Origin of the sequence: Stenotrophomonas sp. TWI273, from assembly GCF_039674765.1 — a bacterium.
In the GTDB taxonomy this organism is placed as follows: domain Bacteria; phylum Pseudomonadota; class Gammaproteobacteria; order Xanthomonadales; family Xanthomonadaceae; genus Stenotrophomonas.
On sequence record NZ_JBDJOA010000001.1, the window covers coordinates 235,920 to 261,121 of the forward strand.

The window sequence follows — 25,202 nt, forward strand, 5'->3', positions numbered from 1 at the left end:
GTGCTCAGGATCAGAAGCTGTACTTCACGTGCGTGTGCAGCCGGTTCAGATCGCCGGCCTCTCCATTCTCCAGGCGGCGCTGGGCGTGGCTCAGCTCTGCGCCGAGGTCCAGCTTCGGGAAGGGCGAGTAGATCAGGTTGACGCGCCAGGACTGCGCGCGCTCGGTGACCAGCGAGCCAGTCCATTGCGCATCGTTGTCCAACCAGGCACCGGAGTAGACGAAGTTGCCGCGCAGCTTGGGTGAGAACGCGTGACGCCACGCGACGAAGCCGCCGTAGCCATCCTGGGAATGCAGCTCCCCTTCGGCGTCCAGCACACTGTCGGCACCGAGTGCGAAGCCCAGGTAGCGACCAATGCCCTGCCCGCCGCTGACCATGTAGCGCAGGTCGTCATTGCTGCCTACATTGACGCGCCCGGACAGGCTTGCCGCAATCCCGGTGTCGGTTCGGCCGTCGTAACGCAGGTTGCGCACCATGGCCGCCACCGTGAAGTGGCCCCAGCCACCGCGCTGCGCCCAGCGGGCGGTGATGTCTGGCACGGTGTCATCGCCACTGTTGAGGCGGGTGCCGTTGCCCCGGTAGGTCGCCACTGTCGTCTGCGGATTTTCCAACGAGAACGACCACGGGCCACGCGTGTAGCGAAGCTGCGCCTGACGGTTGAAGATGGTGCCCTCGGACGGACCGGTGAAGTCCACCGTGTCCGGCAGTGCCGCTACGTCCTGGAAGTTGGACCAGGTCTGGCCAGCCAGCCAGTGGTTCCAACTGACATAGGCATGGCGCAGGGTCAGCGCGTAGGTATTGGTGATCACTTCGTTGCCGGCGAAGGCGTTGTTGCCGCCGCCAAACATGTCTGCCTCAATGTAGGCCTTGAGCGTGTCGCCACGTTCGGTAACGGTGTCGGCGCCCAACCAGAACCTGGAGAACTGGGCATGCACGTCGGTGTAGCTGGCGCTCTTGCCGTTTCCATCCGCGGCGACCGGGGTAGCGGCCGGGAAGTAGAACAGACGGCCGGCCGAGCCATCGGCAATGGCGCCGTCGCTGGTCCGCGTGGTCATGGCATCGAGTTTGATGAAGCCGCCTGCCGTGAAGCGGGTGCCGGGCATCGCCCCGGGCAGGATTGGCGTTGACGCTTGCGCGGGCGGCGTTGCAACCGCCACCGTCGGGGTGTTCTCGGCCGCTTTGGCATCGCGCTGTTGGTACTGCTGCAACAACCCTCGCATCTGCTGCATCTCTGCTTCCAGCTCGGCCATACGCGCCTCCAGCGTGGCGGTATCCACGGCCTGCGCCAGCGCCGTGTGCGGTAGTGCGGACAACGCCAGCCACAACGGCACCGAGGCCGCTGTTCTCCTCTTCATTCCAACCATGATTCCCCTCCCAGGGCATAGCGATGCCGACACGGCCTGGGTGAACAGGCCGTGCGGCGTTGACGAACGGGGTGGAGCGTTCTAGATGAAGCGCATGGCGACGGTACCGATGCCGTCGCCGCGGACCAGGACGTTGTCGCCCGCCTGCACGGCAATCGCCGCGGTGATTGCGCCGGACAGCACGACCGCGCCCGCTTCCAGTGGCTGGCCATGCTCGGACAACATGTTGACCAGCATGGCCACTGCAGCGGCAGGGTCGCCGAGCACGGCCGCACCGGCTCCCACCTCGGCGACCTGGCCGTTCTTCTCCATCACCACCCCCAGCGTCTGCAGATCGAGCTTGGCCGGGTCCGTCGGGCGCGAACCCAGGACATAGCGCGACGCCGAGGTGTTGTCTGCGATGACGCTGGGCAGGTCGAACCGGAAGTTTTCGTAGCGCGAGTCGATCAGCTCGATGGCTGGCACCACGTAGTCCGTCGCAGTGAGCACATCACTGGCGGTGCACCTTGGGCCACGCAGTGCATCGCGCATCACGAAGGCGATCTCGGCCTCTACCTTGGGATGGATCAGCACGCTGGTGTCCACTGCCGCGCCATCATCGACGACGTTATCGCTCCCAAGGAAACCGTAAATGGGCGTGTCCACGCCCATCTGCTGCATCTTCGCATGGGAGGTCAGGCCCATCTTCATGCCCACGATGCGCACCCCTTCGGCCTGCTTCAGCGCACACAGGCGTTGCTGGATCCGATAGGCGTCAGCCACATCGAGCCCGGGATGGCTGTCGGTCAGTTTGCCGACGTCACGCACGTCGCGTTCGGCGTCGCGCAGCAGGCGGGCGCAACGATCAAGGGTTTCGTTATCAAGGCTCATGCGGGTTCCTTTACTACGGTCGCATCACGGCGGCGCAGCATGTCCAGGGCGACGTCGACAATCATGTCTTCCTGGCCGCCGACCATGCGGCGCTTGCCCAGTTCAACCAGGATGTCGACGGTATTGATGCCAAAGCGCTGCGAAGCGGCCTCGGCGTGGCGCAGGAAGCTGGAATAGACGCCGGCATAGCCAAGCGCCAACGTTTCACGGTCCACGCGCACCGGGCGGTCCTGCAGCGGTCGCACGATGTCATCGGCCGCGTCCATCAGGGCGTAAAGGTCGCAGCCATGCGCCCAGCCCAGGCGCTCGGCCGCTGCAATGAACACCTCAAGCGGTGCATTGCCGGCACCGGCACCCATGCCTGCCAGGCTCGCATCGATCCGGATCGCACCGGATTCTGCCGCGACGATGGAGTTGGCCACGCCCAGCGACAGGTTGTGATGAGCATGGATGCCGATCTCGGTATCGGGCCTCAAGGCCTGGCGCAGCGCCTGCACCCGATCACGCACATCATTCATGCCCAGCGCGCCACCGGAATCGACCACGTACACACAGGACGCGCCGTAGCTCTCCATCAGCAGTGCCTGCTCGGCAAGGGCGGCAGGGGCGATCATATGGCTCATCATGAGGAAGCCGACCGCATCCATCCCCAGGGCGTTGGCCGCCTCAAGGTGCTGGCGCGAGATGTCCGCCTCGGTGCAGTGGGTGGCCACACGCACGATCCGCGCGCCCGCAGAGTAGGCGTTCTTCAGGTCGTGTACGGTGCCGATCCCGGGCAGCAGCAGCGTGGCGATGCGCGCATGGCTGACCGAGTCGGCCGCTGCTTCGATCCATTCCAGGTCGCTGTGCGCGCCGAAGCCGTAGTTGAACGAGGCGCCTTGCAGGCCGTCACCGTGGGCCACTTCGATCGAGTCCACGCGCGCCTTGTCCAGTGCGCCTGCAATGGCGCGCACCTGCGGGAGGCTGTACTGGTGACGCACCGCATGCGAACCATCGCGCAGGGTGACATCGGAAATGTAGAGTTTGCGTTGGGTCATGAGCGTCTCCTCAGGCGCCTGCCGGCTGGGCCAGCAGCGATGCGGCCATGCGCTCGGCAGTGGCCAGTGCCGCCGAGGTCATGATGTCGAGGTTGCCGGCGTACGCTGGCAGGTAGTGAGCAGCGCCCTCCACTTCCAGGAAGATGGAGGTCTTCAAGCCCGTGGTGGGGCCGATGCCGGGGACGTTGAGCGGTTCGTCGATGACGTCGAACTGGACCTGCTGCTTGAGACGATACCCAGGCACATACGCCGCCACCCTCGCCACCATCTCGCTCACCGCGGCTTCGACCTTCGCCGTATCGACGGCCTCGGACAACACATACACGGTGTCGCGCATCAGCAGCGGCGGATCGGCCGGATTCAGCACGATGATCGCCTTGCCGGTGCGGGCGCCACCGACGCTCTCGATGGCGCGCGAGGTGGTTTCGGTGAACTCATCGATGTTGGCGCGGGTTCCCGGGCCTGCCGACCGGCTGGCAATGGACGCCACGATCTCGGCGTAGTGCACCTTGGCCACCGAGGCGACGGCGGCCACCATTGGGATGGTGGCCTGCCCACCGCAGGTGACCATGTTGACGTTCACCGCGTCCAGGTTGGCCTCCAGGTTGACCGTCGGCACGCAGTACGGCCCGATGGCCGCAGGGGTCAGGTCGATGACCCGGATCGACTGCCGCGCCTGGCGCAGCAACGCATCATTGCGGACATGCGCCGACGCGGACGTGGCATCGAAAACGATGTCGATGTCGGCAAACACCTCCGATGCGATCAGCCCTTCCACGCCGGTGGCGATGGTCGGGACGCCGAGCCGGGCCGCACGGGCCAGGCCGTCGGAGGCGGGGTCGATACCCACCAGCGCGCCCATTTCCAGGTGCCTGCCGTTGCGCATTACTTTGATCATCAGATCGGTGCCGATGTTGCCGGGACCGATGATGGCGACTTTCAGGGTCATACCGCACTCCTGTGGGGATACTTGGGGGATGAAGCGGGATCAGGCAAAGCGCACGTCCGCGCTGCCCAGGGCGCCCATGCGTACGCGCATGTGGTCGCCGCGCTGCACCGGGATGAGTGGCACCAGGGCACCGGAAAGGATCACCTCGCCCGCCTTCAGCGAGGTGCCCAGGCGGCCGAGCGTATTGGCCAGCCACACCACGCAGTTGATCGGCGACCCCAGCGCAGCCGCGCCGGCGCCGGTCGCGACGAGCTCGCCGTTTTTTTCCACCACCATGCCCAGCGTTCCCAGGTCCAGGCCCTTGGGTGGCACGCGCAGGTCACCCAGGACGAAAGCGGCAGCGGAGGCGTTGTCGGCCACGGTGTCGGTGATGCCGATCTTCCAGTCCCGAATGCGCGAATCGACGATCTCAAAACACACCGAAACCGCTTCGGTAGCCGCGATCACTTCGTGATGGGTAATGCCAGGCCCGCACAGGTCGCGCTTGAGGTGGAAGGCGATCTCGCCCTCCGCACGGGGTGCGATCAGACCATCAAGCGACAGCGTGCCGCCGTTGCGCACTTCCATGCGGTCGGTGAGGAAGCCAAAATCCGGCTGGTCCACCTTGAGCATGCGCTGCACTGCCGCGCTCGTTGCGCCGATCTTCTTGCCCACCACGCGCTCACCGTCGGCCACGCGCCGGGCGAGCAGGTTGCTGGAGATCGCGTAGGCGTCCTCGATACGCAGCCCGGCAATGCGCTCGCTGAGCGGGTCCAGGGGCGCGCCTTCACGCAGCGCACGGTACAGCTGCGCGGCCTGCTCGGCGATGTCGGCCGGGATCAGGACGGCGCTCATGCGGATGCCCCGGTCGGGGAATCGCTCTTGAGTAGATCGCCCACCGCGAAGCGCTGCGGTGGCACTTCATTGACCATCACGCGGATGGTCTGCATCGGCGCGCCCAGCTGCTCATGTGCAGCGCGGGCTACCGCGCGGATGAAGGCCTGCACCTTCTGTTCGTCGCGCCCCTGCACCAGGGTTACTTGGATGATTGGCATGTCAGTCTCCAGGGTGAATCAAGTCAGTTCCGCGCCCTTGGTTTCAGGCAGGAACAGCAGCACGATCAGACCGGCCAGCGCGAAGAAGCCGGCGGTAGCGAGCAAGCCGCTGCCCACGCCATGCTGGTTGGCCAGGTAGCCGATCAGCGCCGGTGCGATCGCGGCGATGGCACGGCCGCCGTTGTAGACGAAGCCCTGCGCGGTGGCGCGGATGGACGTCGGGAACATTTCCGCGAAGGTGGGAGCGAACCCGCTGTAGAAGCCAGTGCCGAAATAGGCCACCACGATGCCGAATGCCATCAACAGCCCCGGCGTGTGGATCATCACGAACAACGGCACCGACAGCGCCGAGCCAGCGAAGAAGATCAGGAACGCCTTCTTGCGCCCCAGCCGATCGGCGATGTAACCAAAGGTGACGTAGCCCAGCGCCGCACCCACCTGCATGATCACGATCCACACCGTGGACTTGACCAGGTCCAATCCCGGACCGCCCTCGGCGACCGGCGTGGCCAGGTAAGTCGGGATCCAGGTGAAGAGGCCCCAGTAGCCGCACATGGCTGCCGTGGTGAACGCCAGGCCGATCAGCGTGTTGCGCCGATGGACACTGAACAACGCGCCCAATGTCTCAGTGAAGCTCAACCGTCTGGTCTGGTTGACCCAGATCTCCGGCTCCTTGACGTGACGGCGCACGTAGAAGGCCAGCAGTGCCGGCAGCAGGCCGACCGCGAACACCCAGCGCCAGCCGTACATCGGCACCACCACAGCCGCGACGATGGCCGCCGCCGCATAGCCTGCCGCGAACGCGCTCTGGATCCACGCCATCACCTTGCCGCGGTGCTGGGCTGGCCAGGTTTCGCTGACCAGCGCCGAACCGGCCGACCATTCCCCGCCGACACCCAGGCCGACGATGACCCGGAACAGCATCAGCTGGCCAAGCGTGTCGGAGAGCCCGCACAACGCAGTGCCGATCGAGTAACAGATGATGCTGAGGATCATCGACTTGGCGCGCCCCATGCGGTCGGCCAGGAACCCGAACAGCAGCCCGCCGGCGGCGGTAGCCAGCAGGGTGGCGGACATCACCATCCCCGCGTCGGACTTGTCGAACCCCAGGTCGGCACTGACGTGCTTGATGACCATGGCAAACAGCATCAGATCCATGATGTCCAGCGCCCAGCCGAGATAGGCCGACCGGAAGGTGCCCCACTGCTGCTGGGTGGCGCCTTGCCACCAGCGCTTGTTGCCGGCGTCGCCTGATGGCGACGTGGACGTACTACTGGCCATTTGTTCCCCCTCCGGAATTTTTGGCGGTTGTGATGTATCGGCAATCGATACCGAAGGGCGACTATAGACCACATTTTTGAGAAACGGAACATATACGATACACGAGTATCGCTGTACGATACGCCCACACTTCCAAAGGATTACGCCATGTCCGATCTCATCCTGCGCCTCTACGAAGACCGCCTGCCGGCAGGCTGTCCGCCGATCCACCTGCCGGCTCTGCCGCGTGCGGTGTACGTGCGGTCAGGTGGACTGGCCGTCGACGCGCACGACCAGGGGCAGTGGCTCGGCGAAGGCCACGCTTCTGTGGCGCAGGACGAACTCACCCTGATCAATGGCACCGAGGAAACGGTGCTGTGGCGCTGGGAACTCACCGGTGCTGGACAGCCTGGTACCGGCGACCTGCCCTCGGCGCCTGCGGCCACAACCCTCTTGAAACTGGAGGCGCCAGTAACGTTGGATCCGCGTTTCAGCTGGCTCATGCGCTGCGATCGCGTCGAGTTCCCGCCGGCCGGAGTGGCACTTACCCACGTGCATCAAGGACCGGGTATCCGCATCTGCCTGAATGGCGAAATCCGTATCGAGACGCTCGGCGAAACGCATGCCTATCCCGCCGGGGAGGCGTGGTTCGAACTGGGCCACGCACCGGTACTGGCTCCCACCACGGAGCGCGAATCGACAACATTCATCCGCTGCTTCCTGCTTCCTCGTCAGGTCAAAGGCCGCAGTTCCATCCGCTATGTTCATGCCGCCGACGCCGCAGCCAAGAAGGTTCAGCAGTACCGCGTTTTCGCAGAGCGATACATCAACCTGCCATGACCCTGCTTACCGTGAGGTAATCTAGCGCCTGCCTCACGTCCCTCACGTTCGCCAGAAGGTTCCCATGCCCCGTCATACGCCCAGTGCCCTCAAGGAAATCAATGCCAGCGAAGGCGTGGACGTCATCGAATCGGGCGCGGCGGAGCTGAGCGCTGAACAAGGGCTTCCCACCGCCATTGTCTCGCTGAAAGTGATCGAGGCACTGGCCGCGGCCCCTGCGGGACTGGGCGTCACGCGTCTTGCTGAAATGCTCGGCATGCCCAAGGCCCGCATCCACCGCCATTTGAGCATGCTGCGCGAGCACGGCTATGTCGGCCAGGACCCGCGCACGAACCAGTATCGGGTCGGCTGGCAGATGTTCCTGCTGGGGCGTGCCTGCACCAGCCGTTTCGACGTGATGTCGCTGGCCAAGCCGGTGCTTGAGCGCCTGCGCGACCAGGTTGGGCAGACGGTTGTCATTGCCACCTACTCGGACAATGAGGTGGTGGTGATCGACTTCCTGCGCGGAACCGCGCCGGTGGAGATCAGCCTCCGGCCTGGGACGCGGTTCCATCTGAACACCGTCGCCCAGGGCAAGGTGGTACTGGCGTTCGCTCCGCAAGGCGTTAGCCAGCAGTTCCTCGACCAACCACTGCAGTCCTGCACGCCTCGCACGATCACCGACCCGGATCGATTGCGTGCCGAGATCGAGCTGGTGCGCCGCCGAGGCTGGGCCGACGCACCTGAAGAGCTCTATATCGGTGTCAACGCGCTGGCTGCGCCGCTCCTGCAGGCCAACGGGGAGCTGTTCGGAACGGTGGCGATCATCGGCTCGATCCACTACCTGCCCGGAACGCCAGAGCCAGCACACGTCCAGGCGTTGCTGGACGCATCACGGAAAATCTCTGAACTGATGGGACACGACACACGATTACAAGATTGAAAACGCGCCTGGATGAATGCATCACTCCCTCTGAAGCGCGGTTTCAAGCAGGCTGACGTAGGTGTCCAATCGAGTTCGCAACCCGATAAGCATCCAGCCCGCCACGTACAGCACCACCATCATCCAGATGATCAGGCCCGCAACAGGATTCACGTCGAAGGCGGCGGCCCAATCGCCCCACGTCCAGTTGCGGAACTGTAGATAGAGCGCCACCAGCACCGGGAATATCCCAAGATGCTGCATGCCACCGAACACCAGCCCCATGCGCTCGTTCATGCGCTGACGCAAGCCAGTTGAGAAGCGAAGCATTTCCTCACACTGCGCGCGCGGGAACGTTCGAAGCTCACCCACCAGATATCGCCAGTAGGCGAAATTGAAATCCATGTCCACGGCATGCGTGCGTCGCAACTTGAGCGCCTGGGGGAGCTCACGCTTCGCCGTGAGAAGCAGGTGCAGCAGAAAGCCGGCCAGTTCCACACCCAGACAGATGGAAAGCGTCATGGCCGCCGGCGCTTCCGCGATGACACGGGGGCTGAGCGCACCGGCCAGCAGGCCCAGGCCAGCTGCGCCCAAGCCAATCCAGAGCGATGCACGTTCCAAGCGGGACGGCTTCGGGTAACGGCTGCGGGCCACGTAGGCAGCGACGTTGTCGTGCAGCCACGAGAAGCTGAGCACTGGCTCAGGACCGGCCGTTTCAGCTGCTGCCGCAGCTTCCGGTACCCCAGCTGCCGTGGCCTCCGCCATCATCTCCATTCCTGATCTGCTCCGCTTCCCCTGCGATGGCCGATCATAGCGCCACCGGCCGGGCAATGGCTCCTCCCCACACTGCCCGGCCATTCGTCACCTACACCGCTTCGGCCTCCATCGCCGCCCCACCCCGCCGCTGCTCCCGTCGACGATGCACCCAGTAGTACAGCGTCGGCAGCACCAGCAAGGTCAGCAACATCGCCGACAACAGCCCGCCAATCACCACCACCGCCAGCGGCTTCTGGGTCTCAGCCCCAATCGCATGCGACGTCGCCATCGGCAGCAAGCCGAACATCGCCAACAGCGCCGTCATCAGCACCGTCCGCAGGCGCTGCAGTGCGCCCTGCACCACGGCGTCGTAGAGCGCCATGCCCTGCTCGCGCAGCTGGCCGAATCGCGTCAACATGATCACGCCGTTGAGTACCGCTTGCCCAAACAAGGCAATGAAGCCGATCGCCGCCGACACCGACAGCGGAATCCCGGTCAGCAGCAACGCCAGGATGCCGCCGATCATCGCCAGCGGAACGTTGGCCAGGATCAGCGCGGCGCTGGTGACGTCCTTGAAGGCATCAAACAGCAGCACGAAGATGATCAGCACCGACAGCGGTACCACCCAGCCCAGGCGGGCCATGGCGCGCTGCTGATTCTCGAACTCGCCGGACCAGTCGATGCGGTAGCCTTCTGGCAATTGGATGGTGGCATCCACCTGCTTGCGCATATCGGCAACGACGCTGCCCATGTCGCGCCCGGCGATGAAGATGCTCACGGCTTTGACGCGCTGGGCGTTCTCACGCGAGATGTTGATCGCACCGCTGGCCATGTTGAAGTCCGCCACATCTCCCAGTGTCACCGTCTGGCCTGAGGCCGTACCCACCGGCACGGTGCGCAGGCGCTGCAGATCGCGGTCGGCATCGGACAGGCGCAGGCTGATCGGGAACTGGCGCTCGCCCTCCCACAGCTGGCCGACCTCGCGGCCGCCGATGGCGGTCTCGATCACGGCATCGATATCCTGCACGTTGAGGCCGTAGCGCGCTGCGCGATCACGATCGATATCGATGCGCAGCTGCGGCAGGCTGCCGTCGCGGTCGATGAAAGCACTCTCCACGCCCTCCACGCCTCTGACCTGCGCCAGGATCGCCTGGGCCTGGCCGGTCAGCACGTCCAGATCTTCGCCGCTGACCTTGATCACCACCTGGCCCTTGATTTGGGAAATGCTTTCCAGGATGTTGTCGCGCACCGGCTGGGAGATCGAGAACTCGGGGCCGGGAATACGCGCTTCCAGCATGCGCTGCATCTGCGCCACCAGCTCGCGCTTGTCGATCTTCCGGGTCCATTCGGATTCGGGCTTGAGCGCCACCAGCGCTTCGATCTGGTTGGCGCCCTTGGCATCGGAGCCATCCTCGGGGCGACCGAGCTTGGCCACCACCGTCGAAACCTCGGGCAACGTCCGCACCAGGTCACGGATGCGCCGGGACTGGGCCTGCGCCTCGGCCAGGCTGGTGCTGGGGTCGAGTGTGGCGGTCAGCCAGATCGAGCCTTCGTCCAGTTCGGGCAGGAATTCCGAGCCCAACCGCGTGCCCAATGCCAGCGTCACCACCAGCATGGCCACTGCCGCAAGCACCACCGCACGGGGCCGCGCCATCGCCCCCTCCAGCCACGGGCGGTACCAGCCGACCAGCCGGTTCATCACCGGGTTCTCGCCCTTCAGCCGCTCGCGCCGCAGCCACCAGAAGCACAGCAGCGGCACCACGGTCAGGGCAAGGATCAGTGCGCCGATCAGCGCCGACGTCACCGAATAGGCCATGGGGGCGAACATCCGGCCTTCCTGGCGCTGCAGGGTGAAGATCGGGATGTGCGCGGCAATGATGATCAGCATCGAGAAGAAGGTCGGCCGCCCCACCTCCGACGCAGCCGACAACACCGTCGCCATGCGCTCGCGCCGGGTGCTGCCGGGCGGCATCTTCGACATGCGCGAGACGATATGCTCGGTCACGATCACCGCACCATCGATGATGATGCCGAAGTCCATCGCGCCCAGTGAGAGCAGATTGGCCGGCACGCCCCACAGGTGCAGGCCGAGGAAGGTCGAAGCAAGGCCAGCGGCATCATCGCTGCCACGATCAACGCCGCACGGGCGCTGTAGAGGAACAGCCACAGCACCAGGAACACCAGCACCGCACCCTCCACCAGGTTGCGGAAGACGGTCTTCAGGGTGGTCGCGACCAGCCAGGAGCGGTCGTAGAACGGTTCAAGCGTGACGCCATCCGGCAGGTGATCGGCCTCGATCTCGGCCACGCGCGCATGCAAGGCATCCAGCACCAGGGACGGGTTCTCGCCCTTGCGCATCAGCACCATGCCGAACACGGCGTCGTCGTTCTCATCCTGGCCAACCAGGCCCTGTCGCGGCAGGCCGGTATCGACGATGCGGGCCAGGTCGCGCACCAGCACGGGGGTGCCTTGCCGCTCTCCCACGACAACGGTGCCGATGTCGGCCGGCGAACGCATCAGCCCAACCCCGCGGATCAGATACTGCTGCTGCCCACGCTCCACATAGCCGCCGCCGGCGTTCGCACTGCCCCGCTCCAGCGCCTCGGCAAATTCCTCCAGGCTGATCCCGCGGTCACGCAGCTTGCCCAGGTCCGGCTCCACCTGGAAGGTCCGCGCATAGCCGCCAAAACTGACCACGTCGGCCACGCCCGGCACGGTACGCAGGCGCCGCTCCATGACCCATTCCTGCACGGTGCGCAGCTCGGTGGAGCTCATGTGTGGTGCGTGGAGGACATAGCGGTAGATTTCGCCCACCGCCGAACTCATCGCCTCCATCTCCGGCTGCACGCCGTCGGGCAGATCCACGCCCTGCAGGCGCTCCATCACCTGGGCGCGCGCGAAATAGTCGTCGGCACCGTCGTCGAAGGTCAGGATGATCATCGACAGCCCGAACTGGGTGTGCGAGAACACGCGCACCGAGTGCGGGATGCCGGACAGCGCCACCTCCAGCGGCATCGTGACTTCGCGCTCAACCTCTTCGGCCGCGCGCCCCGGGTGCAGCGTCACCACGGTGACCTGGGTATCGGAGACGTCCGGGAAGGCTTCTACCGGCAACTCGCGGAACGCGGCGAACGAGGCGCCGATGAAGATCAGCAGCGCCAGCATCACCATCAACGGCTGACGCAGGCAGTACGCAATCAGACGATCGATCATGGGGCAGCCTTGGCGGCCGCCGCACCACCGGCGGGTGCGTCAGCGCTGCCAACGTTCTGGTCGAGCACCTGCTGCAGCAGCAGACCACCGTCCACGACCACGCGCGCGCCAGCGGCCAGCCCCTGGCCCACCCACAAGCGCCCTTGGCCCAACTCCTCGGCCTGCACGGATCGCCGCGCGAACCGGCCCTTGCCCTCGTCGACGAACACCACCTGCTCGCGCCCGAGCAGCAGCACCGCCCCCTCCGGCAGCGATACGCCCCCGTCCATCGGCACCGTGATCGCAGCCCGTACGTACTGACCCGCTTTGAAGCGTCGCTCACGGTTGTCCAGCTCGGCACGCGCCTGCACCACGTGGCGCTCGGTGTCGATGTAGTCATCCACATGGCCGAGTACGGCGTGCGCTGCCTCGCCTTGGCCGGGCGTGAGGCTCACGGCCATCCCGGGCTTGAGGCGACCCGCAAGCGCCTCGGGAACATCGACGATCAACCATAGGCGGTCCGGATCGCTCACCACCGCCAACGGCAGCTCGGCATCCGGCGACACGTTCATGCCCGGGCTCATCCGGCGCTCGACCAGGATGCCGTCGATGGGCGAACGCAGCGGCATGCGCTGGTCGATGCTGCGGCTGCTGCCGAAACCGCGGGTCAGCGCCCGCAGACGGGCATGCTCGGCCTCGTTGGCCGCCAGTGCGGATTCGGCTTCGTCCAGTTCGCGCCCCGAGGCGACGCCGGCCTCATGCAGTTCGCGGACGCGGGCCAGTTCGTTGCGTGCCTGGCGAAGCTCGGCGGCGCCACGGGCGCCCTCGGCCTGCACCTGCCCGAACTCAGGCGAGGTCACCCACGCCAGCACCTGCCCCGCCTTGATCTTCTCGCCGGGCGCCGCCTCGATACGGGCCACCTGGCCCGGCAGCGGTGAGCGCAGCTGGCTGGAACGCGTGTCATCCCAGGTGATGCGCGCCGGCAGCTGCAGGACCGAGGCCGAGCCATCGGTCACGGCTTCGCTTCGCAACACCTTCAGTTGCGGGCTGTCGGCAGCGAAGCGGATGGTGGCGCCGTCGACCGTCGGAGCCGGCACGGCCACAGGTCCGGCATCGCGCGCGCAGCCACCGGCCAGCACGGCGGCCACGAGCAACGAAAGCAGCCGGGCCGAGCCGGCGGTGCGGGAATACATCATCGGGGGTGTCCTTCGGAAGCCGTAACGGCGGCATTCCAGCGCGCCAGGGCGGAGGCATGCGCCAACCGCGCATCGATCAGATCGGATTCGAACTCGCGCCAGCTGCGCCTTGCATCCAGCAGATCCGTCAACGTGGCGGCACCTCGGCGATAGGCCAGTTCCAGGCCGTCCAGGCTCTGCCTTGCCGCCGGTCCCTGCAGCTGTTCGTACTCGGTGCGGCGCTGTGCGGCGGCGGCCAGTGCGTGCTGCAACTGATCCAGTTCGGCGGTCGCTGCGCGCCGCAACTGCTGCCGTTCCAGGACAGCGGCGTCGTAGTCCGCCTCCGCTCGCTGCTGCTCGCCCCGCCAGCGCTTGGCACCGCCCAGCGGCACGCTCATCGAGACGCCCCAGGTCACCCCGCCGATATCGGCTGGCTCGCGCTCGGCTTCGAGGCCGAACTGCACATCACGCCGGCGTTCACTGCGGGCCAGTGCACGTGCTGCGTCCGCCGCGATCACCCGCGCCTCGGCGGCACGCAGATCAACGCGCTCCTCCAACGCGGTCGGTGCGGGTGTCGCGGGTGTCGCGGTCGCGCCCGCGCGCGGCCACGCATCGTCGGCGCTGAGCGCAGCATCGATGTCGTTGCCCAGCAGCAGCGCAAGCACATGGCGTGCCTCGCGAAGGCCACGCTCGGCCTCACGGGCGGCATCGGCCACCTTGAGGTCATCCACCGCCAACCGTGCGCGCTCGATCGGGGCCAGGGCGCCGGTCGCCACCTGCTTGTCCGCTGCAGCCAGGCTCTCCGCCGACGCACGGCGGTCCTCCGCCGCGATCCGTTGCAGTTCCTGCGCAGCCTTCAACCCGAAGTACGCCTCGGTGAGCGCCACCTGCTGTTGGCGTCGCCCGTCGAGCAGGCTGAGGTTGGCCGCCTCGACCAAGGCGTCGGCCTGACGCATGCGCCAACCGCGCTTGCCACCACGCTCCCAGGTCCAACCCAGGCCGAGGGTGGAATCCACGCGCTTGTCTTTCCATCGGCCCGGGCCGATGCCCTCCTGCCGGCTGATCTTGGAGGTGCCCACGCTCAGCTCCGGGCTGGGGCGTCGCGATGCACTCACGGCATCGCCCTGCGTGCCGCGCAGCGCGATCGCTGCCGCGAGCAGATCCGGGTTATGCGCTGCCATGGCCTGTTCCGCCTGGGCCAGCGTCAGTGCCGAAGCGGTGCCCGGCGCAATCAGAAGTGCGGCCATCAGGGCGGCACAGCGGGTGGTGGTATTCATTGCCGACACGGTAAGGTGCAGCGCTTTCGTCAAACTTTCCCGAACCTTGCGTCAACCTTGCAATGCGCATTCTGCTGATTGAAGACGATGCCGCGCTGGCCGATGGCCTGGTGCGCGCACTCACCCGCACCGGTCATGCCTGCGATCATCTCGCCCGTGGCCTGGCCGCGCCGTCGGCGCTGGCCAGCGTCAGCTACGACCTGGTGGTGCTGGATCTTTCCCTGCCCGACATCGATGGATTGGATCTGCTGGCTCGGTTACGGCAGGAGGGCTTTTCCGTCCCCGTACTGATTCTCACCGCACGCGATGGCGTGGAGGACCGTATCCGCGGGTTGGATAGTGGCGGCGATGACTACCTCGCCAAGCCCTTCGCCCTCGGCGAACTCGAAGCGCGCCTGCGTGCGCTCGCCCGTCGCCAGTCCACGGCCCCTGCCCTGCGCCAGCTGGGCGCCCTGCGCCTGGATACCGGCACCCGCGAACTGCGTGTTGGCGATCAACCGCTGGAACTTACTGCACGCGAGCTGGCCCTGATGGAGATCCTGCTGCAGCAGCCGGGGCGCATCGTGGCCAAGCAGCGCCTGTTCGATGCGGTCTACAGCTGGGATCACGAGGCCAGCCTGTCGGTGATCGAAGTCCACATCAGCCGCCTGCGCCGCAAGCTGCAACTGGCCGATGCCAAAGTCGGCATCCGTATGCTCCGTGGTCTTGGCTACCGCCTGGAGGCCAGTGATGGCTGAGGCGCCGTACAGCCTGCGCGGCGTCCTGCTGCGGCGCCTGTGGCTGCCACTGCTGGTGCTGCTGCTGGCCAGTGCGGTCGGCTCGTTCGTGTTGGCGCGGCACTACGCCGAACAGGTGTACGACCGCTGGCTGCTGGATTCGGCGATGTCGCTGGCACAGTTGATCGAGGTGCGCGGCGAGACCGTCCACATGGAGATTTCCCCCGCCGTCTCGCGCATGTTCACCTGGGACACGGTGGATCGGATATATGGCGACGTGACCCGCGCCGATGGCACGCGACTCTACGGTACCGGCGCGCTGCCGAGGGCCACCGCCGCGCTGGCCGAGGACGCCGATGACAGCCCGGCGCGCAGCTACTATGACGCGCTGATCGATGGCCGCGACGTGCGCGTCGTGCAGGTCGCGATGACCCCGCCGGGTTCGGCCACCCCGATTGTGATCCGCGTGGCCGAGACCCGTACCAAACGCCTTCGATTGGAGCATCGCCTGCTGCTGGCGAGCATTCCGCTGCAGGGCACGATCCTGCTGCTTGCCGCGTGGCTGGCCTGGTCAGGTACCGGCGCCGCAGCGCGGCATACCAACGGTGCCGCACGGCGGCTGGCCAGTGCTCCGCTTGATGCGTTGATGCCCCTGGATCCACAGGACGCCGCGCCGCGTGAGCTTTGGCCCGCCGTGGATGCCTTCAACCAGCTCGTGAGCCGGCTTTCGGCGATGCAGGATGCCCAGCAGCGCTTCATCAGCAACGCGGCACACCAGTTGCGCACACCGCTGGCCGGGCTGCAGATCGAGCTGGAGAGCGCGCTGCGCGAACAGGATCCGGCCGCACAGCGGGACGCACTGGCAGGCCTGCTGCGGGGGCTGACGCGCCTGCGCCACCTCACCCATCAACTGCTCATCTTGAGCCGTTCCGAAGACAGCGCCGGCGCGATGCTGGCGATGCGGCCGGTGGACATTGCCGAGCTGGCGCGCGAAGCACTGGAGCGCCTCATGGATGGCGCCGTGATCGCAGGCGTCGACCTGGGGTACGAAGGGCCGGATGCCGGTGTGATGCTGATCGGAGAACCGCAGTTGTTGCGCGAAGCGATCAGCAACCTGGTCGACAACGCGATGCGTTACGGCGCGCTTGAAGGCGTGATCACGGTGAGCGTGGAAACGATCCAGGGCGAGATCCGTATCAGCGTCAATGACAACGGCCCCGGCATCGATCCCACGCTGCGCGGCCGCGTCACCGAACGCTTCTGGCGGGGGGACGCCAGCGGCGATGGTTGCGGGCTGGGCCTGGCGATCGTCGCCGAGATCGCCGGCAGGCACGGCGCCACGCTGTCCATCGGCACGTCGCCACTGGGCGGCGCCAAGGTCATGCTCGCCTTCCCTGAGCAACGCGGGTGACCGCCTTCACGGCACCCAGTACACCGCCGTGAGTGCGTCGGCCAGCCGTGTCGCGGCCTCCTGCTGCGTAAACGGCGGCGTGCGTGGCGGATCGTAGACCTCCGGGCGCGTGCCAGCCACGACCAGGTCGATCGCATAGCACCTGCCGTGGTGAACCGCACGATAGCTCTCGGCCGACACGTAGTGGCTCATCGCCGCATCGCCCACGGTGAAGTGCGTGAACGGGACGCCGCCGATATCCACCGGTGCCGAGGCGGCAGGACCGCTCGCTTCTGCTGGCGTATCCAGGCAGGTGCGGACCGATGCGGCGTTGTCGCTGCGTCCGATCCGCAACTCCCCGGCAGTGACCCGATCCGAGCCTTCCAGCACCAGCGCCACCAAGGGCATGCCCACGCTGTCCGGCGGCGCGAACAGCTTCCAGGTCGGGGACGCCAGGTAATCGCGCTGGAAATCGCGGGCGACCCGGGTACCGACGACCGGGCCAACCGCTATGCCGGGCGCCGCGTCCTGATACACCGGTGACGGGCGCCCGGCCGTGGCCGCGGCGGGACCCGGATCAGCGGCCTTCGCCGCCCCCGGGTCCGCACCGCTGGGCTGCACCACGGCTGTGGCACCGCCTTCGCCCTGCGGCGAACAGGCACACAGCAGGGCCGTCAAACCGACCGCCATCCACCCTGCGTTGTTCCGGATCTGCTTTTGCATAAGGGGCTCCCCTGACAATTGCCCCAGACTGCCTCGCGATCCGTGAACGTCATGCCATACCGCCGCTCGCGAGGCACCGCTCAGTAGTCATAGCTCACGCTGACCCGCAGCGATCGCGGCGCCTGCCGGATGGTCGCTGCGCCATACAGCGGATCGGGCTGGCCCGGATCCAGCTCGGAGTACGGCGACTTCCACAGCGCCACCTGACTGTCGAACACGTTGAAGACATCCAGATTGAAGCCCAGCCGCCCCTCGGCCACCGCGGGGCGGTAGGACACCCCCAGGTCCAGCTGCTTCAGCCACGGCAGGCGCCCCTGGCTGCCCGGAGGCGCCGGCTGCCCGTTGTAGAAGTGATACGCGATGCCATAGCCGGAAGGGTCTTCGTAGTCCGGCCCATACGAGCCCAGCGCACTGAACGGCGAGCCGGAGAGCACCTTGAGATTGGCCGAGAGCAGCCACTCCGGCGTCAGCTGGTAATAGCCGTGCAGCTTGAACTGATGGGTGTGATCGTTGCTCTGCGGTCCGTTGGTGTGCTCCATCAGCTGGGCGTAATCCCATGCCTGGGTAGTGGACACGGCGGTCTGGCCGATGCCGGAGAGCAGCTGCCCTTCGGTGGTGCCGTAGCTGCGCGACCAGGTGTAGTCGCCGCGGGCATACCAGCGGCCATCAAACGGATGCTCCAGCGAGAGGTTCACCGCGTAGTAGTTACGCTTGAACCGCGGGAAGCCCATTTCCGCGTTGCTCAGCGGGACGGTCACGTAATTGCCGCCGGTGTCGACCAGATTGAAGGTGTTGGCGCGCCCGGGGTTGATCAGCCAGCAGCTGACCGGGTTGCTGTCCTTGGTCACGTTGTAGCCCAGGCTGCTGGCCTTGCCGAGCACCGCATCGATATCGCAGTAGTCGTCCACGCCGCTGCGCAGCACGCGGTAGGTCGCCTTGGCCCCGTACACCCAGTTCTGGCCCAGTGCCTTGCTGAAGCCGAGGATGAACTCGTCCTGGTAGGACGGCTCGATGCCGGAGGTGGCCACCGTCTTCGCATCCGGCAGCAGGCCGTAGTTGTTGTTGGCCGACACCGCGCCGGAGAACTGGGTGAGGTCGGTCGGGTAGCCGTTGCTGTCGATGCCGCCGTAGGTGTAGTACGTCGAGGTGGCAAGCGTCGCACCCGCCGCATTGAAGGCCGGGTTCAGCGGCAGTGCGAGGTAGTAGCGCCCCACGTTGCCGAACACCTTGAACCGCCCATCGCCATCGACGTCCCAGCTGAAGCCAAGACGTGGCGCCCACTGACCGCTGGTCTGCTTGATGTAGGCATCGCCATCGCGGTTGAAGTTGGTGAACTGATCCAGGCGCAGGCCGAGGTTGAGCAGCAGGCGATCGGTCACCTGCCAGTTGTCTTCGATGTACTGCGCCCGCTGCGACGCACGCACCGAGGCCAGCGCACTGTAGATGTACTGCCGCACGTAGTAGCCGTCTTCGCCATTGCGGATGCCGCCGGTGGCCGGCACGCCCAGGCCGGTGTTGATCGGCACGTTCGGGTTGGACTGCCCGTAGATCCAGTAGTAGCCATCGGCCGAGGCGACCGAGCCACGGTTCAAGGCACGGGCGTTCTGGTTGTCGATGCCGACGGTGATGCTGTGGTCGCCCCACACATAGTTGGCATCCAGCCGCAGGTTGTTGCTGCGGTTGCCCCGGTCCGGGTTGACCAGCAGCGAGGTGGTCTGCGCATTGGTGATCGGCACACCACCGGTCAGCGCCGGGTTCTGCAGCGTGGGGCTGTTGAGGTACGTCAGGCTGCCGTCGTAGGCCGGGTTGCCGATGTAGTCATCCGTGCGCATTTCGCCGTACTGCGCGCTGACAGTGAGCCGATCGGTGAGGTACCCGGTGTACTTGGCCGTCCACAGGTCGCCACCGGTCTTGGTGGTGTCTTCCTTGCCGCGCTGGGCGCCACGGGTGAGCGTGTCGTAGTCGTAGGCGAAGATGTCGCCCCGGAAGACGTTGCGACTGGAGGCGCCGGTCACTTCGAGTAGGTGGTTGTCGGTGATGTTCCAATCCACCTTGGCGTACCAGCGCGGGCGCTCGTACTCGTAATTGGAATACGCATTGGTGGACTCGACATTCTTGACGTCGGTGCCCTCGCGGCGCTCCAGCTCGTAGGAGCCAAAGAAGAACAGCCGGTCTTCGATCAGCGGGCCCCCAGCGTAGATGCTCTGCGTGCTGACCCACTCGCGGTCCTTGCTCTCCGGCGCATACAGCGCACCGTCACCCGGATACCGCACGTCATCTTTGTCCGAACGCGCTGACGCCGGTTCCCAGGTCGCCTGGCCACCGAAGTGCCACGCGTTGGTGCCGCGCTTGCCGACCGCATTGATCACGCCGCCATCGGACCGGCCGTACTTGGCGCTGTAGCCGCCGGTATAGATTTCCTGCTGGTCGATGCTGCCGTAGGGCAATGTCAGGCCGCCCAGGCCGCGCAGTGGGTCGGTGCTGTTGAAGCCGTTGATGTAGTACGCGTTCTCTGCGGCAGACGAACCGCCGAAGCTCACCAGCTGGGCGCCGGTCGGGCCGGCATACGTGCCGTTGCCGCTGTTGCCGATCACGCCGGGCGCGAGCTGGGCAATGGCCTCGGCCGAGCGGCCCAGCGGCAGCCGTTGCAGCTGCTCGGCCGTGATCACGGTGCGCGAATCCACGCTGCTGACATCGATGGCCGCCGCGGCGCGGTCGGCGCTGACCTGGACGCCATCCAGCCGGGTGACCTCGGCGAAGGAGACCTCGGTGCTGGTGCCGACAGTGAGCGCGACGTTCTGCCGGGTCTGCAGCACGTTGCCGTCGGCATCACGCGCCTCCACCGAGTAACGACCAAGCGGCAGCTGGGGGATGGTGTAACGACCGCGCGCGTCCACCGTCACTTCACGGGTAAGACCGGTGTCGCTGCGAACGAACATGCGCTGCGCCGATGGAGGCGCCTGACCGGCGATCGCGCCGGTGGTGGACTGTGCATGTACCAAGGGAGATGCGGTGGCGAGCAACACCGCCACTGCCAGCAGGTGCGGGCGCAGGGAAGAACGAGCTATTGTCATCGTGGGGCAATCGGTAGTGGGGGAAACGATTTCATTAATCCCGCTCCTGCCCCAATGCAGAAATGCGCAGACGTTATGTCGTGTTCGCCGATGGCGATATCGCGTGCGACCAAACCATGACATTCGTCGCCGCGCGAGCGGCATGGCAACGCTACGCAGGCGAAGCGCGCAGGCTGGCTGCACGCGCCTTATCACGGCAAGGCCTGCCGTCATGAGCAATCCGAATCAAGGGGATGCGGCCGGAGCTGCCCACGCTTCCTACAATCAGGCACGCCTCCTGCCCTGCCTCCCCTTCTGGATTCCTCAATGCGCCTTGCTCTGTCCCTTGGTCTGCTGGGTGTGGTCACCCTGCTACCTGCCTGCACCCCTGCCCCCTCCCCCGCTGCCACCGCCACGCCTGCTGCGACCGGGCAGGCGCCTGCGGAAATTGCCTGGCGCCACGGCGACGTGGACGACGCCTTCGCCGAGGCGCGCGACAGCGGCAAACCGGTGCTGCTGTACTGGGGCGCGGTGTGGTGCCCGCCCTGCAACCAGCTCAAGGCCACGCTGTTCAAGGATCCGGCCTTCATCGCGCTGACCCGGCAGTACGTGCCCGTCTATCTGGATGGCGACGAAGAAGGCGCGCAGGCCTGGGGCGAGCGCTTCGGCGTGCGCGGCTACCCGACGCTGATCGTGCTCGACCCCGAGCGCAACGAGCTCACCCGCCTGGCCGGTGGCAACGACAGTGAAGCGCTGACCCGCGCACTTACCCTGGCCGCCGGCCGCCGCACGGCCGTCAGCGAGGTGCTGCAGCACGCCCTGAGCACACCCGGGGACGTCAGCGCCGACGACTGGCGCGTGCTCGGCGATTACGGCTGGGAAGTGGATGCCAATCGCCTCGCCGGTGAACGTGCTGCAGCGTCATTGCTGCAGCAACTGGCCACGGCGGCGCCCGAGCCTGCGCTGCAGCGGCGGTTCGCGTTACTGGCGCTCGGCGCCGGCAAGCCGGACAAGACACCCACACCGGCGCAACGCACCCGCACCCGCACCCTGCTCGATGCCGTTCTTGCAGCACCCGCGGAGGTCCGGGCCAATCGTGACCTGCTGGGCTACCAAGGCCCTGCCCTGGTGGCGCTGGCCAGTGCCACGCCGGAACAGGCGCAGCAGCTGGGAGTGCAGCTGCTCAAGGCGCTGGATGCCGCCGACCACGCACTCGGCGACAAGGCCGATGCGCGGCTGGGCACGGTGATCACCGAACTCGCCCTGCAGCGCGAGCAGCACCCCGACCAGCCCATTCCGGCCGCGCTGAAGACAAAGGCGGCGCAACGCGTCGCCGCCGCCGATGCGGCCGCGACCACGCTGCACGAGCGCCAAGCGACGATCAGCACCGCGGTGTACGTGCTGCGCCAGATCGACGACGACGCTGCGGCAGAGAAACTGCTGCTCGCCGAGCTTGATCGGAGTGAGACGCCGTACTACTACATGCCTGAATTGGCCGACCTTGCCGAAGAACGCGGCGACAAGGCTTCGGCCATCGCCTGGCTGCACAAGGCCTACCAGGGCGCACAGGGGCCGGCCACCCGCGTGCAGTGGGGCGTGCTGTACGTGGAGGGCCTGCTGCGCCTGAGCCCGGATGATGCGGCGGCGATCGAGACCGCCACGGGCGAGGTGATCGCCGATCTCGCCGTGCAGCCGGCCGGCTACCACCAGCGCACCCGCCAGCGCTTCGAACGGCTCGGTACCGCATTGCAGGCGTGGAGCCGCGAGCATCACGGCGCGGAGAGCCTCACCCGGCTGCAGGCGCGGATGACCGCAACGTGCGCAAAGGCGGCCACCTCGGACGACGGAAGCGTGGGCTGCGAGGGGTGGCTGAAAAGCTGATGCGGGGCGTCGCCTAACCCTTGAGGCGCTCCTCCAGCGCATGCAGTCGCTGCAGATAGGGTGCGCCGGGCACCAGCTCTGCCTCCAGCAGTGGCTTGGCCTGCGCGATCTGCCGGCGCGCAGCCTCCCGCTCGCCGTTGGCCTGCAGCGCCTCGGCCAGCGGTACGCGGTAGCGTGCCACGGACGGCGCTTCTGCCCCGAACAACGCAACATTGCCCTCCAGCACCGCGCGCCAGCGCGTCGCCGCCAAGGCGGCCTGCCCGGCACGCAGCGCCGCTTCGGCCTGCATCTGCTGGTAGCGCAGCTGCAACGGCGGCGACATCGACGGTACGATCGGCGCCATCGCCAGCAGCGCCTGCTCTGCCTGCGCCGATTGCCCGCGGTGGATCAGCCACTCGATCTCGCCCAGGTGCGAAATGCGCAGATCCGGCGCGTCGGCCGGGCTGATCCGCTGCCAGATCGGCAACACGCGCTGGATCAGCGGGCCGGCCTGGTCGGCACGACCGCTGCGCATCAGCAGCCGCGCCAGGTTCATCTCTGCCCGCAGGCTGGAAGGCTTGTCCGGCCCCAGGACCTGGCGGCGGATCGCCAGCGAGCGCCGGTACAGCTGCTCCGCCTTGCCCATATCGCCACGGGCTTCTTCCAGGTTGGCGTAGTTGTTGAGGTTGATCGCGTGGTCGATGCTGTCTTCGCCACTGGTGAGCGCACTGATGCGCAGACAGGTATCAAAGCCCTCCGCACTCTCCGTGTAACGACCGAGATCCATGTGCAGCAAGGCCAACTCGCAGTACGCCAGGGCCGTGCGGGAACTGTCCTGTCCATACAGCTGCAGGCTGAGATCGCGCGACTGCAGCAGCAGCGGTGCAGCCTCGTTCGGCTTGCCGCCTTCCTGCAGGGTCATGGCCAGTGCGTGCAGTCCGTGCTGGTAATCGGCACTGGTCTCACTGCGGCGCCGTTTGATCTCCAGCGAGTCGCGCAGCAGCTGCTCGGACTTGTCCAGCTCACCGCGGTTGCGGTACATCAGCCCCATGTTCTGCATCACCGTGGCGGTGCCGCCTTCCGTGCCCGGCTCGCGGACGGTGCTGCGCATTGCCAGCGACTGCTGGAACGCCGCCTCGCTCTCGGGATAGCGCTCCAGCTGGCTGTAGGCCAGGCCCAGCGAGTTCAGCACATGTGCGCGCGTGCGTGCATCGTCTTCGCGATCAAGCAGCTGCAGCGCACGTTCGGCGTACTTCAGGCCTTCTTCGCCCCGCTTGCCGTTGCTCATCTCCACCGACAGATCGCTGTAGGTCTGCGCCGCCAGGCGCGCGCGATCGACCGACGGCGATGCCAGGCCTTCAGCCGCGCTGCGCAGCAGCGTCTCGGCCTGCTTGGGCAGGCCGATGTTCTGGTACGCGCGCCCCAGCACGCTCTGCAGGCGCGCCCGCAACGCCGGCGAATCGGCCAGCTCCGCATCGACCTGCGCCGCGCTGGCATCGAGCACTGCGCGTGCACTGACATCTTCGGTGCCGCGTGCACCGCGCTCGCGCGGATCGGCGGCATCGAAGGCGGCGACCAGGAACTCGCTGACCTGCTCGGCGATCGCCGCTTCTTCCTGAGCGCGCGCACTGGATTCGCTCAATCGCCAGACGAAGCCGCCCGCCATGGCCGTCACCGCGACGGCCACGCCGGCCGCCTGCCAGTGCCGACGCAGCCACCGGTGCGTGCGGTAGCCCGCTCGGCCGCCACGCGCCCGCACCGGGTGATGCGTCCGCCAGCGCTCGATGTCATCCGCCAGCGCCTCCACCGAGCCATAGCGCTGGGCCGGGTCACGTGCGCTGGCCTTGGCCGCGATCGCATCGAGGTCCCCCTCCAGGTGCTTTCGCCACGCGCACGATGGCCGCGCCCAGCGGCTGGGCAACGGAACCGCGGCACCCGCCGGCTGCCCATCATGGCCAAGCCGGCGATCGGCCAGCATCTCGACCAGGATCACACCGAGGCTGTACACGTCGGTGGTGACACCCACCGGCTCGCCCGCAATCAGTTCAGGGCTGGCGTAGACCGGCGTGTAGAAACGGTCGGCGCGGGACTCGGCTGCGCTGTCCAGCCAGCGTGCGATGCCGAAATCCAGCAGCACCGGCTCGTTGTCCGCGCGCACCAGGATATTGCTGGGCTTGAGATCGCAGTGCACGACCAGGCGTGCGTGCGCGGCCTGCACCGTACGGCAGATCCGAACGAACAGCTGCAGGCGCTGGGAAAGATCGAGCGGACGGTCACAGCAGGCGCGGTCCAGTGGCTCGCCGTCCACGTACTCCATCACCAGATAGGGTTGGCCGGAAGGGGTGCTGCCACCGTCGTACAACCGGGCGATGTTGGGGTGCTCCAGCCCGGCCAGCATCTGCCGCTCGGCGGCCAGGCGCTGGCTGATCTCGGTCGTCGCCACGCCGCGAAGCAACTTGATCGCCACCCGTTGCTGGTAGGTCTCATCGGCGCGCTCGGCGAGGAACACCGCTCCCATGCCGCCACTGGCCACGCGCCGGGTGAGCCGCCACGGACCGATCCGTTCACCCACCTGCACATCCGGCTCGGCAAGCTGGACAATCAACTCGCGCAGGGGGCGCTGCGCGCTGTCCAGCGCCATGGTCTGCGCTTCCAGCAGCTCGATCACCTCATCCAGCAGGGCCGGATCGTTGGTCATCCGCCCCAGCTCGGTGCGCCACGCGGTCGGCGGCAGTTCGCACGCCGCATCGAACATCGTGCGCAGCTGCTGCCAGCGGTCATCGGTCATTGCCCCATCCCCCTGTCA

Annotated in this window: 18 protein-coding genes and 1 pseudogene; 5 read left to right on the plus strand and 14 right to left on the minus strand. The window is 66.8% G+C overall.

The features are described from left to right. Positions 1 to 10 precede the first annotated feature (10 nt). From ABE571_RS00895 to ABE571_RS00925, 7 genes are all read right to left on the minus strand, one after another. The gene (locus ABE571_RS00895) at positions 11 to 1,354 is read right to left on the minus strand and encodes a DcaP family trimeric outer membrane transporter (protein WP_346493019.1); all 1,344 of its coding nucleotides are present in this window, start codon (positions 1,352 to 1,354) and stop codon (positions 11 to 13) included. A gap of 90 nt (positions 1,355 to 1,444) precedes the next feature. Then, positions 1,445 to 2,233: a 2-oxo-3-hexenedioate decarboxylase gene (gene dmpH, locus ABE571_RS00900; protein WP_346493020.1), complete on the minus strand. Its 789-nt coding sequence runs from the start codon at positions 2,231 to 2,233 to the stop codon at positions 1,445 to 1,447. Beyond that, positions 2,230 to 3,270 carry a 4-hydroxy-2-oxovalerate aldolase gene (gene dmpG / locus ABE571_RS00905; protein WP_346493021.1) on the minus strand — a complete coding sequence of 347 codons (1,041 nt, stop codon included), beginning with the start codon at positions 3,268 to 3,270 and terminating at the stop codon, positions 2,230 to 2,232. The genes dmpH and dmpG overlap by 4 nt, the downstream gene beginning before the upstream one ends. Positions 3,271 to 3,280: 10 nt before the next feature. After that, entirely contained in the window at positions 3,281 to 4,219 is a 939-nt protein-coding gene (locus ABE571_RS00910) for an acetaldehyde dehydrogenase (acetylating) (RefSeq protein WP_346493022.1), read from the minus strand. 39 nt (positions 4,220 to 4,258) lie between these two features. Continuing rightward, positions 4,259 to 5,053, minus strand: coding sequence for a fumarylacetoacetate hydrolase family protein (locus ABE571_RS00915; RefSeq protein ID WP_346493023.1), 795 nt, complete (start codon positions 5,051 to 5,053; stop codon positions 4,259 to 4,261). Further along, a complete protein-coding gene (locus tag ABE571_RS00920) occupies positions 5,050 to 5,253 on the minus strand; it encodes a tautomerase family protein (RefSeq protein ID WP_346482322.1) in 204 nt (67 codons plus the stop codon). Before ABE571_RS00920 ends, ABE571_RS00915 begins: the two co-directional genes overlap by 4 nt. 18 nt (positions 5,254 to 5,271) lie before the next feature. After that, complete coding sequence (locus tag ABE571_RS00925) at positions 5,272 to 6,534, minus strand: MFS transporter (RefSeq protein ID WP_313211009.1); 1,263 nt, start codon at positions 6,532 to 6,534, stop codon at positions 5,272 to 5,274. 147 nt (positions 6,535 to 6,681) lie between these two features. Between ABE571_RS00925 and ABE571_RS00930 the strand changes: the two genes are divergently transcribed. Beyond that, a complete protein-coding gene (locus tag ABE571_RS00930) occupies positions 6,682 to 7,353 on the plus strand; it encodes a hypothetical protein (protein ID WP_313211010.1) in 672 nt (223 codons plus the stop codon). 64 nt (positions 7,354 to 7,417) lie between these two features. After that, on the plus strand, positions 7,418 to 8,275 hold the full coding sequence (locus tag ABE571_RS00935; protein ID WP_346493024.1) for an IclR family transcriptional regulator: 858 nt from the start codon (positions 7,418 to 7,420) through the stop codon (positions 8,273 to 8,275). 21 nt (positions 8,276 to 8,296) lie between these two features. Here the strand turns inward: ABE571_RS00935 and ABE571_RS00940 are convergent, their stop codons facing one another. The 4 genes and pseudogenes from ABE571_RS00940 to ABE571_RS00955 all read right to left on the minus strand — a co-directional run bounded on the left by ABE571_RS00940 (position 8,297) and on the right by ABE571_RS00955 (position 14,654). Then, positions 8,297 to 9,028, minus strand: coding sequence for a hypothetical protein (locus ABE571_RS00940; RefSeq protein ID WP_346493025.1), 732 nt, complete (start codon positions 9,026 to 9,028; stop codon positions 8,297 to 8,299). Between the two features lie 91 nt (positions 9,029 to 9,119). Beyond that, positions 9,120 to 12,223 (minus strand): annotated as a pseudogene (locus tag ABE571_RS00945) (CusA/CzcA family heavy metal efflux RND transporter). Then, complete coding sequence (locus tag ABE571_RS00950) at positions 12,220 to 13,398, minus strand: efflux RND transporter periplasmic adaptor subunit (RefSeq protein ID WP_346482316.1); 1,179 nt, start codon at positions 13,396 to 13,398, stop codon at positions 12,220 to 12,222. Before ABE571_RS00950 ends, ABE571_RS00945 begins: the two are co-directional and overlap by 4 nt. Next, positions 13,395 to 14,654 carry a TolC family protein gene (locus ABE571_RS00955; RefSeq protein WP_346493026.1) on the minus strand — a complete coding sequence of 420 codons (1,260 nt, stop codon included), beginning with the start codon at positions 14,652 to 14,654 and terminating at the stop codon, positions 13,395 to 13,397. The genes ABE571_RS00950 and ABE571_RS00955 overlap by 4 nt, the downstream gene beginning before the upstream one ends. A 62-nt stretch (positions 14,655 to 14,716) precedes the next feature. Here ABE571_RS00955 and ABE571_RS00960 point away from each other — a divergent pair, with 62 nt between their 5' ends. Together ABE571_RS00960 and ABE571_RS00965 are read left to right on the plus strand one after the other, a co-directional pair. Further along, entirely contained in the window at positions 14,717 to 15,391 is a 675-nt protein-coding gene (locus ABE571_RS00960; RefSeq protein WP_346493027.1) for a response regulator, read from the plus strand. Beyond that, positions 15,384 to 16,781, plus strand: coding sequence for a sensor histidine kinase (locus tag ABE571_RS00965; RefSeq protein ID WP_346462309.1), 1,398 nt, complete (start codon positions 15,384 to 15,386; stop codon positions 16,779 to 16,781). Before ABE571_RS00960 ends, ABE571_RS00965 begins: the two co-directional genes overlap by 8 nt. Positions 16,782 to 16,787: 6 nt before the next feature. On the opposite strand, the gene ABE571_RS00970 is transcribed toward ABE571_RS00965, so the two are convergent. Then, positions 16,788 to 17,483 (minus strand): hypothetical protein, encoded by a 696-nt coding sequence (locus tag ABE571_RS00970; RefSeq protein ID WP_346493028.1) that lies wholly within the window; start codon positions 17,481 to 17,483, stop codon positions 16,788 to 16,790. An 80-nt stretch (positions 17,484 to 17,563) separates the two neighbouring features. After that, on the minus strand, positions 17,564 to 20,557 hold the full coding sequence (locus tag ABE571_RS00975) for a TonB-dependent receptor (RefSeq protein ID WP_346493029.1): 2,994 nt from the start codon (positions 20,555 to 20,557) through the stop codon (positions 17,564 to 17,566). A gap of 306 nt (positions 20,558 to 20,863) precedes the next feature. Here ABE571_RS00975 and ABE571_RS00980 point away from each other — a divergent pair, with 306 nt between their 5' ends. After that, positions 20,864 to 22,417 carry a thioredoxin family protein gene (locus ABE571_RS00980; protein ID WP_346493030.1) on the plus strand — a complete coding sequence of 518 codons (1,554 nt, stop codon included), beginning with the start codon at positions 20,864 to 20,866 and terminating at the stop codon, positions 22,415 to 22,417. 13 nt (positions 22,418 to 22,430) lie between these two features. Here the strand turns inward: ABE571_RS00980 and ABE571_RS00985 are convergent, their stop codons facing one another. Next, positions 22,431 to 25,184 (minus strand): serine/threonine-protein kinase, encoded by a 2,754-nt coding sequence (locus tag ABE571_RS00985; protein WP_346493031.1) that lies wholly within the window; start codon positions 25,182 to 25,184, stop codon positions 22,431 to 22,433. Positions 25,185 to 25,202: the final 18 nt, after the last annotated feature.

Excerpts from the sequence above, each read along its gene's own strand:
- ABE571_RS00985 (WP_346493031.1), bottom strand. The coding sequence starts at position 25,184 with ATGACCGATGACCGCTGGCAGCAGCTGCGCACGATGTTCGATGCGGCG.
- ABE571_RS00940 (WP_346493025.1), bottom strand. The coding sequence starts at position 9,028 with ATGGAGATGATGGCGGAGGCCACGGCAGCTGGGGTACCGGAAGCTGCG.
- ABE571_RS00925 (WP_313211009.1), bottom strand. The coding sequence starts at position 6,534 with ATGGCCAGTAGTACGTCCACGTCGCCATCAGGCGACGCCGGCAACAAG.
- ABE571_RS00935 (WP_346493024.1), top strand. The coding sequence starts at position 7,418 with ATGCCCCGTCATACGCCCAGTGCCCTCAAGGAAATCAATGCCAGCGAA.
- ABE571_RS00970 (WP_346493028.1), bottom strand. The coding sequence starts at position 17,483 with ATGCAAAAGCAGATCCGGAACAACGCAGGGTGGATGGCGGTCGGTTTG.
- ABE571_RS00910 (WP_346493022.1), bottom strand. The coding sequence starts at position 4,219 with ATGACCCTGAAAGTCGCCATCATCGGTCCCGGCAACATCGGCACCGAT.
- ABE571_RS00965 (WP_346462309.1), top strand. The coding sequence starts at position 15,384 with ATGGCTGAGGCGCCGTACAGCCTGCGCGGCGTCCTGCTGCGGCGCCTG.
- dmpG (WP_346493021.1), bottom strand. The coding sequence starts at position 3,270 with ATGACCCAACGCAAACTCTACATTTCCGATGTCACCCTGCGCGATGGT.
- ABE571_RS00975 (WP_346493029.1), bottom strand. The coding sequence starts at position 20,557 with ATGACAATAGCTCGTTCTTCCCTGCGCCCGCACCTGCTGGCAGTGGCG.
- ABE571_RS00980 (WP_346493030.1), top strand. The coding sequence starts at position 20,864 with ATGCGCCTTGCTCTGTCCCTTGGTCTGCTGGGTGTGGTCACCCTGCTA.
- ABE571_RS00950 (WP_346482316.1), bottom strand. The coding sequence starts at position 13,398 with ATGATGTATTCCCGCACCGCCGGCTCGGCCCGGCTGCTTTCGTTGCTC.
- ABE571_RS00920 (WP_346482322.1), bottom strand. The coding sequence starts at position 5,253 with ATGCCAATCATCCAAGTAACCCTGGTGCAGGGGCGCGACGAACAGAAG.
- ABE571_RS00895 (WP_346493019.1), bottom strand. The coding sequence starts at position 1,354 with ATGAAGAGGAGAACAGCGGCCTCGGTGCCGTTGTGGCTGGCGTTGTCC.
- ABE571_RS00960 (WP_346493027.1), top strand. The coding sequence starts at position 14,717 with ATGCGCATTCTGCTGATTGAAGACGATGCCGCGCTGGCCGATGGCCTG.
- ABE571_RS00915 (WP_346493023.1), bottom strand. The coding sequence starts at position 5,053 with ATGAGCGCCGTCCTGATCCCGGCCGACATCGCCGAGCAGGCCGCGCAG.
- ABE571_RS00930 (WP_313211010.1), top strand. The coding sequence starts at position 6,682 with ATGTCCGATCTCATCCTGCGCCTCTACGAAGACCGCCTGCCGGCAGGC.
- ABE571_RS00955 (WP_346493026.1), bottom strand. The coding sequence starts at position 14,654 with ATGAATACCACCACCCGCTGTGCCGCCCTGATGGCCGCACTTCTGATT.
- dmpH (WP_346493020.1), bottom strand. The coding sequence starts at position 2,233 with ATGAGCCTTGATAACGAAACCCTTGATCGTTGCGCCCGCCTGCTGCGC.